Consider the following 15,110-nt stretch of genomic DNA (forward strand, 5'->3'; position numbering starts at 1 on the left):
TGTTTTTTGTTTTTTAATCATCAAGGTTTACTTATCATTTAAGAAAATACACAAAGTGTCCCTTATCAATAAAATATCTGTAATATGAATATAAATTACTCTCAAGATTTTAAAGTTCTAAACTTTAATAATTTAAAACCGGTAAAAATTAAGTTTATTGAAAAGATATTTGTCTTAATTTTTCTATTCTTTTATAGTTTCGGGATATCGCAAAATTTCGAAAATGTTGCTGTCTCAAGTATATCATCTGGTGCTGGCACCGATAATGCTTTGTTTGTAGCAACTTCTCCAACTATTCCTACACTTGCTTTTGTTAGAGCTCAAAAAATTTCAGGGCTTCAGGTAGGGACTTTTACATTAAACGGAGATAATATTGTTTATACACATGGAACTGGAGGGACTGGATTAGCAAATAACAAATCAAGAATTCGTTTTACATTTTTAGCTGCCGATGGTGTTACACCGGTTCCTGTTAACGATTTTAGATTTGTCATTAATGATATAGATGGACCAGATAATGAAGCTTTAGCTACAGATTGTGGGGCTTCAGTTAGATTTACAGCCACAGCCGACCCTACAAGGCTACTGATTAACAATACTCCACCAGATTTAAACGCAATTGGTACTGCAACTGAAAACGGGGGTGCACCGAGTAGAGTAATGTATGAATTTAATGATGTATCGAGTATTGAATTTGATAATTATGCTAATAACAATTTTATCAAGGAATTTGATATGAATCAAAATAATTTTGCTATCACAAATCCCTTGTATGCAGTTTGTTTGCAAGATACGGACAATGATGGTAAAAATGACAATGTTGATTTAGATGATGATAATGATGGTATATTAGATTCTGTTGAATCTGGAGGTAATAATCCAAACGGAGATCAAGATGGTGATGGTTTGCCCAACTATTTAGACACAACAAATAATAGCGGACAATCTGCAACATATATTGCCAGAGCTGATGGTTCAACCACCAACTATACCGATGCTGATAGTGACGGTGTTCCAGATGTTTATGAAGCGAGTTCGGATGCTGATTCTTTACCTAATCATTTAGATTTAGACTCTGATAATGATGGCTGCTCAGATTCTAATGAATATTACAATAACAATACATCTGCAGCAACTGGCCAGCAATTTGGTCAAACTGGAGGAGCAATAGCCCCAACAAATGCAAATGGAACTGTAATTGCAGCTTCTTATACTGGAACGTATACTAATGTGGTTATTGTTGGTAATTCGATCACAACTCAGCCCTCTAATCAGTTGACTTTTAATAATGGCAATGCTGTTTTTTCGGTAACTGTAGGGTCTTCAGGCACGATACAATACCAATGGCAACAAAGTACTAATGGCGGCTCATCATGGTCCAATATTACAAACGGAGGAATATATTCAGGAGCAACAACTGCTAGTTTAAATTTAACAGGTGTAACTTTAACGCAGAATGGCTATGACTATAGAGTAATCATAACAAATAGCAATTACGCATGTGGACCTTTTCCTTCAGCTCCTGCAGATTTGGTTGTATATGATTCTTCCTCTCAAAGGGCTTGTAATTCAACTGCGATTACAGTATCAAGCTTAAGTTTTCAAAACCCTGTTTTTGTGTCGGGTACCAATGATGGTGTCGCAAATGTGGGAGATGTATATCGTTTCCCGGGTGTTACAGCGGGAGTAGATGCCTTAGTTACGATATCTTCGATTAATGGTACGGGAGGGCTACCAACAATTGTTGATCTAGATAAACCTGCTGTGACAGAAGGGTCAGATGGTTTTGATAATGCATTTCAGCCTTCGATTTTAACAAATGGATCTAATCCTGCAAGTATTACTTTTGCGTTTAATTTTGTTACAGCGGGTGGAACTTTTGCAAATCCGGTACGATTAAATTATTACGCATCTGCATTAGATGTTGATGGAGATGGTGGTACCTTAAGAGAGTATGTAGAAATGAATTTGCCAGATGCAAGATTTAATTCTAGTCCTACTAATTTAACATTTGCAACTACCCCTACTAGTTTTAGGGGAACTGCGACTACCTCGGCAGTACAAGGTGGTACAGGTGTAGGTCCAGAATATGCATACACAACTTATTTTGAGAATCGTTCATCCATGGTTGTTACTATTGGTGCAGTGGGAGGAACTACTGTAGAAAGACTCAATTCGATATATTTTCAAGATATAACTTTAACAGGTAGAGAAGGCACTGTTTTAACCTCACCATTATTATGTGGTAATGTTTCTGTCCAAGGAGGAGGAAATATCGCAGGGTCCACCGTAACATTAAGTGGGCCAAGTAGCCAAGCTACAACAACAGATTCAAATGGAAATTATTCATTTTTAATTCCTGTTGGAAGTTTAGGAAATTACACAGTTACTCAGACTAATTTGGCTGGTTTCTCTAATTTTTCAGATGTAGAAGGAGCAAATGATAGTGTTATCAATAATAATGTTTTCGGTTTTCAATCCATAACAGGTAGAAATTTTGTTGATGCTTCAGCAAACGTAAGCATAGCCAAAACAGTAAACAATGCTACACCAAATGTGGGAAGCAGTGTGACCTTTACTTTAACAGCAAATAATGCAGGACCAAGTACAGCTGAAGGTGTTTCTGTTTCAGATGTTTTGCCAGCGGGTTATACCTATGTAAGTAACACAGCACCAACTGTTGGAACTTTTAGTAGTTCTACAGGATTGTGGACAATTGGATCGTTAAACAACGGTTCAAGTGCAACATTAACGATAACTGCAACAGTAAATGCATCAGGTAGTTATGCCAATACAGCAACGATTTCTAGTACTACGGCAGATCCTGCAGCAGGCAACAATTCATCAACAGTTACTCCTAATATACGACCAGTAGCGAACAACGATTCGGCTACAACCAACGAAGACACGGCAGTAACGATCAACGTTACCACGAACGACACAGATGCAGACGGAACCATTAATGTAGCGACAGTAGATTTGGACCCAGCTACAGCCGGTATCCAAACGACATTCACAGTAGCAGGACAAGGAACGTACACGGTAAACAACTTAGGCGTAGTAACCTTTACACCAGTATTGAACTTCAACGGAGCAGCGACACCAATCAACTACACTGTAAACGACAACCTAGGATTAGTATCCAATATTGCTACTATCTCAGTAACAGTAATAGCAGTTAACGATGCACCAGTAGCGAACAATGATTCGGCTACTACTAACGAAGACACGGCAGTAACCATCAACGTTACAACGAACGACACAGATACAGACGGAACCATTAATGTAGCAACAGTAGATTTGGACCCAGCTACAGCCGGTATCCAGAACACATTCACAGTAGCAGGACAAGGAACGTACACGGTAAACAACTTAGGGGTAGTAACCTTTACACCGGTATTGAACTTCAACGGAACAGCGACACCAATCAACTATACTGTAAACGACAATAACGGATTAGTATCCAATATTGCTACTATCTCAGTAACAGTAACAGCAGTTAACGATGCACCAGTAGCGAACAACGATTCGGCTACTACCAACGAAGACACGGCAGTAACCATCAACGTTACAACGAACGACACAGATGCAGACGGAACCATTAATGTAGCGACAGTAGATTTGGACCCAGCTACAGCCGGTATCCAAAACACATTCACAGTAGCAGGACAAGGAACGTACACGGTAAACAATTTAGGCGTAGTAACCTTTACACCGGTATTGAACTTCAACGGAACAGCGACACCAATCAACTACACTGTAAACGACAACCTAGGCTTAGTATCCAATATTGCTACTATCTCAGTAACAGTAACAGCAGTTAACGATGCACCAGTAGCGAACAACGATTCGGCTACTACTAATGAAGACACGGCAGTAACCATCAACGTTACAACGAACGACACAGATGCAGACGGAACCATTAATGTAGCAACAGTAGATTTGGACCCAGCTACAGCCGGTATCCAAACGACATTCACAGTAGCAGGACAAGGAACGTACACGGTAAACAACTTAGGCGTAGTAACCTTTACACCGGTATTGAACTTCAACGGAACAGCGACACCAATCAACTACACTGTAAACGACAATAACGGATTAGTATCAAATATTGCTACCATCTCAGTAACAGTAACAGCAGTTAACGATGCACCAGTAGCGAACAACGATTCGGCTACAACCAACGAAGACACGGCAGTAACCATCAACGTTACCACGAACGACACAGATGCAGACGGAACCATTAATGTAGCAACAGTAGATTTGGACCCAGCTACAGCCGGTATCCAAACGACATTCACAGTAGCAGGACAAGGAACGTACACGGTAAACAATTTAGGCGTAGTAACCTTTACACCGGTATTGAACTTCAACGGAACAGCGACACCAATCAACTACACTGTAAACGACAATAACGGATTAGTATCAAATATTGCTACCATCTCAGTAACAGTAACAGCAGTTAACGATGCACCAGTAGCGAACAACGATTCGGCTACAACCAACGAAGACACGGCAGTAACCATCAACGTTACCACGAACGACACAGATGCAGACGGAACCATTAATGTAGCAACAGTAGATTTGGACCCAGCTACAGCCGGTATCCAAACGACATTCACAGTAGCAGGACAAGGAACGTACACGGTTAACAATTTAGGCGTAGTAACCTTTACACCGGTATTGAACTTCAACGGAACAGCGACACCAATCAACTACACTGTAAACGACAACCTAGGATTAGTATCCAATATTGCTACTATCTCAGTAACAGTAACAGCAGTTAACGATGCACCAGTAGCGAACAACGATTCGGCTACTACCAACGAAGACACGGCAGTAACGATCAACGTTACCACGAACGACACAGATGCAGACGGAACCATTGATGTAGCAACAGTAGATTTGGACCCAGCTACAGCCGGTATCCAAACGACATTCACAGTAGCAGGACAAGGAACGTACACGGTTAACAATTTAGGCGTAGTAACCTTTACACCGGTATTGAACTTCAACGGAACAGCGACACCAATCAACTACACTGTAAACGACAACCTAGGATTAGTATCCAATATTGCTACTATCTCAGTAACAGTAACAGCAGTTAACGATGCACCAGTAGCGAACAACGATTCGGCTACTACCAACGAAGACACGGCAGTAACGATCAACGTTACCACGAACGACACAGATGCAGACGGAACCATTGATGTAGCAACAGTAGATTTGGACCCAGCTACAGCCGGTATCCAAACGACATTCACAGTAGCAGGACAAGGAACGTACACGGTAAACAATTTAGGCGTAGTAACCTTTACACCGGTATTGAACTTCAACGGAACAGCGACACCAATCAACTACACTGTAAACGACAATAACGGATTAGTATCAAATATTGCTACCATCTCAGTAACAGTAACAGCAGTTAACGATGCACCAGTAGCGAACAACGATTCGGCTACAACCAACGAAGACACGGCAGTAACCATCAACGTTACCACGAACGACACAGATGCAGACGGAACCATTAATGTAGCAACAGTAGATTTGGACCCAGCTACAGCCGGTATCCAAACGACATTCACAGTAGCAGGACAAGGAACGTACACGGTAAACAATTTAGGCGTAGTAACCTTTACACCGGTATTGAACTTCAACGGAACAGCGACACCAATCAACTACACTGTAAACGACAACCTAGGATTAGTATCCAATATTGCTACTATCTCAGTAACAGTAACAGCAGTTAACGATGCACCAGTAGCGAACAACGATTCGGCTACTACCAACGAAGACACGGCAGTAACGATCAACGTTACCACGAACGACACAGATGCAGACGGAACCATTGATGTAGCAACAGTAGATTTGGACCCAGCTACAGCCGGTATCCAAACGACATTCACAGTAGCAGGACAAGGAACGTACACGGTAAACAATTTAGGCGTAGTAACCTTTACACCGGTATTGAACTTCAACGGAACAGCGACACCAATCAACTACACTGTAAACGACAATAACGGATTAGTATCAAATATTGCTACCATCTCAGTAACAGTAACAGCAGTTAACGATGCACCAGTAGCGAACAACGATTCGGCTACAACCAACGAAGACACGGCAGTAACCATCAACGTTACCACGAACGACACAGATGCAGACGGAACCATTGATGTAGCAACAGTAGATTTGGACCCAGCTACAGCCGGTATCCAAACGACATTCACAGTAGCAGGACAAGGAACGTACACGGTAAACAATTTAGGCGTAGTAACCTTTACACCGGTATTGAACTTCAACGGAACAGCGACACCAATCAACTACACTGTAAACGACAATAACGGATTAGTATCAAATATTGCTACCATCTCAGTAACAGTAACAGCAGTTAACGATGCACCAGTAGCGAACAACGATTCGGCTACAACCAACGAAGACACGGCAGTAACCATCAACGTTACCACGAACGACACAGATGCAGACGGAACCATTGATGTAGCAACAGTAGATTTGGACCCAGCTACAGCTGGTATCCAAACGACATTCACAGTAGCAGGACAAGGAACGTACACGGTAAACAATTTAGGCGTAGTAACCTTTACACCGGTATTGAACTTCAATGGAGCAGCGACACCAATCAACTACACTGTAAACGACAATAACGGATTAGTATCCAATATTGCTACTATCTCAGTAACAGTAACAGCAGTTAACGATGCACCAGTAGCGAACAACGATTCGGCTACAACCAACGAAGACACGGCAGTAACCATCAACGTTACCACGAACGACACAGATGCAGACGGAACCATTAATGTAGCAACAGTAGATTTGGACCCAGCTACAGCCGGTATCCAAAACACATTCACAGTTGCAGGACAAGGAACGTATGCGGTAAACAATTTAGGCGTAGTAACCTTTACACCGGTATTGAACTTCAACGGAGCAGCGACACCAATCAACTACACTGTAAACGACAACCTAGGATTAGTATCCAATATTGCTACTATCTCAGTAACAGTAACAGCAGTTAACGATGCACCAGTAGCGAACAACGATTCGGCTACTACCAACGAAGACACGGCAGTAACCATCAACGTTACAACGAACGACACAGATGCAGACGGAACCATTAATGTAGCGACAGTAGATTTGGACCCAGCTACAGCCGGTATCCAAAACACATTCACAGTAGCAGGACAAGGAACGTACACGGTAAACAATTTAGGCGTAGTAACCTTTACACCGGTATTGAACTTCAACGGAACAGCGACACCAATCAACTACACTGTAAACGACAACCTAGGCTTAGTATCCAATATTGCTACTATCTCAGTAACAGTAACAGCAGTTAACGATGCACCAGTAGCGAACAACGATTCGGCTACTACTAATGAAGACACGGCAGTAACCATCAACGTTACAACGAACGACACAGATGCAGACGGAACCATTAATGTAGCAACAGTAGATTTGGACCCAGCTACAGCCGGTATCCAAACGACATTCACAGTAGCAGGACAAGGAACGTACACGGTAAACAATTTAGGCGTAGTAACCTTTACACCGGTATTGAACTTCAACGGAACAGCGACACCAATCAACTACACTGTAAACGACAATAACGGATTAGTATCAAATATTGCTACTATCTCAGTAACAGTAACAGCAGTTAACGATGCACCAGTAGCGAACAACGATTCGGCAACAACCAACGAAGACACGGCAGTAACCATCAACGTTACAACGAACGACACAGATGCAGACGGAACCATTAATGTAGCAACAGTAGATTTGGACCCAGCTACAGCCGGTATCCAAAACACATTCACAGTAGCAGGACAAGGAACGTACACGGTAAACAACTTAGGCGTAGTAACCTTTACACCGGTATTGAACTTCAACGGAGCAGCGACACCAATCAACTACACTGTAAACGACAATAACGGATTAGTATCAAATGTTGCTACTATCTCAGTAACAGTAACAGCAGTTAACGATGCACCAGTAGCGAACAACGATTCGGCTACAACCAACGAAGACACGGCAGTAACCATCAACGTTACCACGAACGACACAGATGCAGACGGAACCATTGATGTAGCAACAGTAGATTTGGACCCAGCTACAGCCGGTATCCAAAACACATTCACAGTAGCAGGACAAGGAACGTATGCGGTAAACAACTTAGGCGTAGTAACCTTTACACCAGTATTGAACTTCAACGGAGCAGCGACACCAATCAACTACACTGTAAACGACAATAACGGATTAGTATCAAATGTTGCTACTATCTCAGTAACAGTAACAGCAGTTAACGATGCACCAGTAGCGAACAACGATTCGGCTACAACCAACGAAGACACGGCAGTAACCATCAACGTTACCACGAACGACACAGATGCAGACGGAACCATTGATGTAGCAACAGTAGATTTGGACCCAGCTACAGCCGGTATCCAAACGACATTCACAGTTGCAGGACAAGGAACGTATGCGGTAAACAATTTAGGCGTAGTAACCTTTACACCGGTATTGAACTTCAACGGAGCAGCGACACCAATCAACTACACTGTAAACGACAATAACGGATTAGTATCCAATATTGCTACTATCTCAGTAACAGTAACAGCAGTTAACGATGCACCAGTAGCGAACAACGATTCGGCTACTACCAACGAAGACACGGCAGTAACCATCAACGTTACAACGAACGACACAGATGCAGACGGAACCATTAATGTAGCGACAGTAGATTTGGACCCAGCTACAGCCGGTATCCAAACGACATTCACAGTAGCAGGACAAGGAACGTACACGGTAAACAACTTAGGCGTAGTAACCTTTACACCGGTATTGAACTTCAACGGAACAGCGACACCAATCAACTACACTGTAAACGACAACCTAGGATTAGTATCCAATATTGCTACTATCTCAGTAACAGTAACAGCAGTTAACGATGCACCAGTAGCGAACAACGATTCGGCTACAACCAACGAAGACACGGCAGTAACGATCAACGTTACAACGAACGACACAGATGCAGACGGTACCATTGATGTAGCAACAGTAGATTTGGACCCAGCTACAGCCGGTATCCAAACGACATTCACAGTAGCAGGACAAGGAACGTACACGGTAAACAATTTAGGCGTAGTAACCTTTACACCGGTATTGAACTTCAACGGAACAGCGACACCAATCAACTACACTGTAAACGACAATAACGGATTAGTATCAAATATTGCTACTATCTCAGTAACAGTAACAGCAGTTAACGATGCACCAGTAGCGAACAACGATTCGGCAACAACCAACGAAGACACGCCAGTAACGATCAACGTTACCACGAACGACACAGATGCAGACGGAACCATTGATGTAGCAACAGTAGATTTGGACCCAGCTACAGCCGGTATCCAAAACACATTCACAGTAGCAGGACAAGGAACGTATGCGGTAAACAACTTAGGCGTAGTAACCTTTACACCAGTATTGAACTTCAACGGAGCAGCGACACCAATCAACTACACTGTAAACGACAATAACGGATTAGTATCAAATGTTGCTACTATCTCAGTAACAGTAACAGCAGTTAACGATGCACCAGTAGCGAACAACGATTCGGCTACTACCAACGAAGACACGGCAGTAACGATCAACGTTACCACGAACGACACAGATGCAGACGGAACCATTGATGTAGCAACAGTAGATTTGGACCCAGCTACAGCCGGTATCCAAACGACATTCACAGTAGCAGGACAAGGAACGTACACGGTAAACAATTTAGGCGTAGTAACCTTTACACCGGTATTGAACTTCAACGGAACAGCGACACCAATCAACTACACTGTAAACGACAATAACGGATTAGTATCAAATATTGCTACCATCTCAGTAACAGTAACAGCAGTTAACGATGCACCAGTAGCGAACAACGATTCGGCTACAACCAACGAAGACACGGCAGTAACCATCAACGTTACCACGAACGACACAGATGCAGACGGAACCATTAATGTAGCAACAGTAGATTTGGACCCAGCTACAGCCGGTATCCAAACGACATTCACAGTAGCAGGACAAGGAACGTACACGGTAAACAATTTAGGCGTAGTAACCTTTACACCGGTATTGAACTTCAACGGAACAGCGACACCAATCAACTACACTGTAAACGACAATAACGGATTAGTATCAAATATTGCTACCATCTCAGTAACAGTAACAGCAGTTAACGATGCACCAGTAGCGAACAACGATTCGGCTACAACCAACGAAGACACGGCAGTAACCATCAACGTTACCACGAACGACACAGATGCAGACGGAACCATTAATGTAGCAACAGTAGATTTGGACCCAGCTACAGCCGGTATCCAAACGACATTCACAGTAGCAGGACAAGGAACGTACACGGTTAACAATTTAGGCGTAGTAACCTTTACACCGGTATTGAACTTCAACGGAACAGCGACACCAATCAACTACACTGTAAACGACAACCTAGGATTAGTATCCAATATTGCTACTATCTCAGTAACAGTAACAGCAGTTAACGATGCACCAGTAGCGAACAACGATTCGGCTACTACCAACGAAGACACGGCAGTAACGATCAACGTTACCACGAACGACACAGATGCAGACGGAACCATTGATGTAGCAACAGTAGATTTGGACCCAGCTACAGCCGGTATCCAAACGACATTCACAGTAGCAGGACAAGGAACGTACACGGTAAACAATTTAGGCGTAGTAACCTTTACACCGGTATTGAACTTCAACGGAACAGCGACACCAATCAACTACACTGTAAACGACAATAACGGATTAGTATCAAATATTGCTACCATCTCAGTAACAGTAACAGCAGTTAACGATGCACCAGTAGCGAACAACGATTCGGCTACAACCAACGAAGACACGGCAGTAACCATCAACGTTACCACGAACGACACAGATGCAGACGGAACCATTGATGTAGCAACAGTAGATTTGGACCCAGCTACAGCCGGTATCCAAACGACATTCACAGTAGCAGGACAAGGAACGTACACGGTAAACAATTTAGGCGTAGTAACCTTTACACCGGTATTGAACTTCAACGGAACAGCGACACCAATCAACTACACTGTAAACGACAATAACGGATTAGTATCAAATATTGCTACCATCTCAGTAACAGTAACAGCAGTTAACGATGCACCAGTAGCGAACAACGATTCGGCTACAACCAACGAAGACACGGCAGTAACCATCAACGTTACCACGAACGACACAGATGCAGACGGAACCATTGATGTAGCAACAGTAGATTTGGACCCAGCTACAGCCGGTATCCAAACGACATTCACAGTAGCAGGACAAGGAACGTACACGGTAAACAATTTAGGCGTAGTAACCTTTACACCGGTATTGAACTTCAACGGAGCAGCCACACCAATCAACTACACGGTAAACGACAATAACGGATTAGTATCGAATAGCGCTACTATTTCTGTAACTGTAACAGCAGTCAATGAAGTGCTAGTAGCAAATGATGACACGTTAGCAGCAGTTTCAGTAGGCAATAGCACAGCAAGTGTTGTAGCAAATGATACTTTAGATGGTAATCCAGTTGTTATTGGTACCAATCCTCGTCAAGTAACATTGTCAGGAGTAAACGTTCCGGCAGGACTTACCTTGAATGTAGACGGATCTATAACAGTAAACGCAAATACTCCATCAGGAACCTACACAGTAATATATGAAATTTGTGAAGTGGGAGCCAATCCAGTAAATTGCGATACAGCTACGGCTACAGTTGTGGTTAACAATCCAATCGATGCAGTGAATGATTCATCGGTAACTGTTGCCTCAAACAATACGGTTGTAACTGCATTGAACGCATTGACAAATGACACGTTAAACAATATAGCAGCAACTACAACCAATACCAATGTAACACCATTGACGACAGGGCCATTGAGTATTGATGCTAATGGAATAGTAACTGTTGCAGCTAATACTGCAAGTGGTACATATAGCATCACCTACCAATTATGTGAAGCTAATCCATCAACAGGATTAAATGTAACACCAGCGAATTGCGATACAGCTACGGCTACAGTTGTAGTAAACAACGCGATCGATGCGGTGAATGATCCATCGGTAACTGTTTCATCAATCAATACGGTTGTAACTGCATTGAACGCATTGACAAATGATACGTTAAATAACATGGCAGCCACTACGACCAATACGCATGTAACGCCATTAACGACTGGACCATTGAGTATCGATGCTAACGGAATAGTAACCGTTGCAGCTAATACTGCAAGTGGTACTTATAGCATCACCTACCAATTATGTGAAGCCAATCCATCAACAGGATCGAATGTAAGTCCAGCAAATTGCGATAATGCAACGGCTACTGTAGTAGTTTTAAATCCAATAGATGCTGTAAATGATGGTCCAACAACAATTGCGTCTGCTACTACGCCTGTTACCGTACAAAATGTGATATCAAATGATAGGTTGAATGGTGAATTAGTTACAGCAACTAATAGTGATGTAACACCAATAACGACAGGGCCTTTAAGTGTAGATGTTGACGGTAATTTAATATTAGCAGCAAACACAGCTTCTGGAACTTATACAATAACATACCAATTGTGTGAATCTGGGGCAAGTCCAGCCAATTGTGATACAGCTACAGCGACAGTTGTAGTTCAGAATCCATTAGTTGCAGTAAATGATGGGCCTCTTACAGTAGCAACTGGTGAAGTTTCTAAAGTTGTTTTAAATGTAACTACAAATGATACATTGTATGGAGTTCCAGTTACAGATGCAAATACCAATGTCACACCACAAATAGCAGGTCCACTAAGTATAGCAAGTAATGGGGAGATTAGTTTAGCACCCAACACAGTTTCCGGTACTTATAGTATTACTTACCAAATATGTGAAGTAGGAGCAAACCCTGTTAATTGCAAAACAGCAACAGCTACAATAGTAGTTTTAAATGCTATTGTGGCAAATGCGGATACAACAGGAGGACTCCCTGGAGCTACAACTGGTTCAGTTTTAGGGAATGATACATTAAGTGGAATTCCACCAGTTAATCCAGCTGATGTAATTTTGACAACAACAGTTTCAAATCCAGCATTAACTTTAAATCCAGACGGTACCATTACAATTGCAGCAGGTACACCTGCAGGACTTCGAACCCTAGAGTATCAAATATGTGAAATTGGTTCAAATCCGGCTAATTGCAGTACTGCAACAGTGACAGTAGACGTCTTCAAAGCAGCTGTAGATGCCATTGTTGATGATTTTACAGCAGTACCATATACAGGAGGTATTGGTGGAACTACCACATCAGTATTGAATAATGACACTCTAAATGGAGTAGTTTTAAATCCAGCAGATGTTAATTTAACATTAAGTGGAACTGCGCCAACAGGATTTGTACTTAATAGTAATGGTACAATTACGGTTCCACCTGGACAGGTTTCAGGTACCTATATGGTTTTTTATCAAATATGTGAAAAGATAAATCCATCAAACTGTGATATAGCAAATGCAAAAATCCTTATTAGTAATGATATTGATGCTTTTGCTGATAGCTTCCCAACACAAGTTCCAAGTACTACAGTTGCTACACAAGTTGGAAGTGTGTTAGCTAATAACGGTAATGGAGCAGATAGTTTGAATGGAATAGCAGTTACATTAGCAAAAACCGATGTTACTCCAATAACCACAGGTCCATTGAGTATTGATGCAGATGGGAATTTGACACTAGCACCTAATACAGTTTCAGGGACCTATAGCATCACTTATCAATTGTGTGAAACGGGAGCAGATCCTGTTAATTGCACAAACGCTACCGCAACAGTTGTTGTATTAAACCCAATTGATGCTGTTGATGATAATCCAGTGGCAGTAAACACAGGAGTAAATCCAAAAGTGGTGTTTAATGTAACAGATAATGATACTTTGAATACTGTTTTAGTAAGTCCAGCCAATACGAATGTTACACCAGTTTCTGAAGGACCATTGAGTATCGATTCAAATGGAGCAGTAACATTAGCAGGAAACACTCCAAGTGGTAGTTATAGTATTACCTATGAATTATGTGAAGTTAATCCTTCAACAGGATTGAGTGTGGTACCTGCAAATTGTAATAGCGCTATTGCTACAATAGTAGTTTTAAATCCGATAGATGCAGTAGACGACCCATCAGTGACTGTTGTGTCAAACAATATAATTGTAACGGCCTTAAATACTTTAACAAATGATACGTTAAATGGAGTTGCAGGCACTACGACTAATACCAATGTGACGCCATTAACGACAGGACCATTGAGTATTGATGCTAATGGAATAGTAACCGTTGCAGCCAATACTGCAAGTGGAACATATGCAATTACCTATGAATTGTGCGAAGCTGGTGCCAGCATAGCAAATTGTGATACCGCTATCGCAACAGTTGTAGTTAACAATCCAATCGATGCAGTGAATGATCCATCTGTAACTGTTGCCTCAAACAATACAGTTGTAACTGCATTGAACGCATTGACAAATGATACGTTAAGCAACATAGCAGTCACTACGACCAATACCAATGTAACGCCATTAACGACAGGACCACTGAGCATTGATGCTAATGGAATAGTAACCGTTGCAGCCAATACTGTAAGTGGTACGTACAGTATCACTTATCAATTATGCGAAGCTAATCCATCAAGTGGATTAAATGTAACACCAGCGAATTGCGATACAGCTATGGCTACAGTTGTAGTTAGTAATCCAATCGATGCAGTGAATGATCCATCGGTAACTGTTTCATCAAGCAATACGGTTGTAACAGCATTGAATGTATTGACAAATGATACGTTAAGTAACATAGCAGCCACTACGACCAATACCAATGTAACGCCATTAACGACAGGGCCATTGAGTATTAATGCTAACGGTATAGTAACCGTTGCAGCTAATACTGCAAGTGGTACGTACAGTATCACCTACCAATTATGCGAAGCTAATCCATCAACAGGATTAAATGTAACACCAGCGAATTGCGATACAGCAACTGCAACAGTGTTAGTTACTAATACGTT

At 41.9% G+C, this 15,110-nt stretch carries 1 protein-coding gene; it reads left to right on the forward strand.

What is annotated here, in order from left to right:
• Positions 1-84: 84 nt before the first annotated feature.
• Positions 85-15,110, forward strand: a 15,026-nt coding sequence (locus ACXX8U_RS14030) for a tandem-95 repeat protein (RefSeq protein WP_458566373.1), incomplete at its 3' end; no start/stop codon positions are given.

The sequence above is a fragment of the Flavobacterium sp. GNP001 genome, assembly GCF_054343775.1.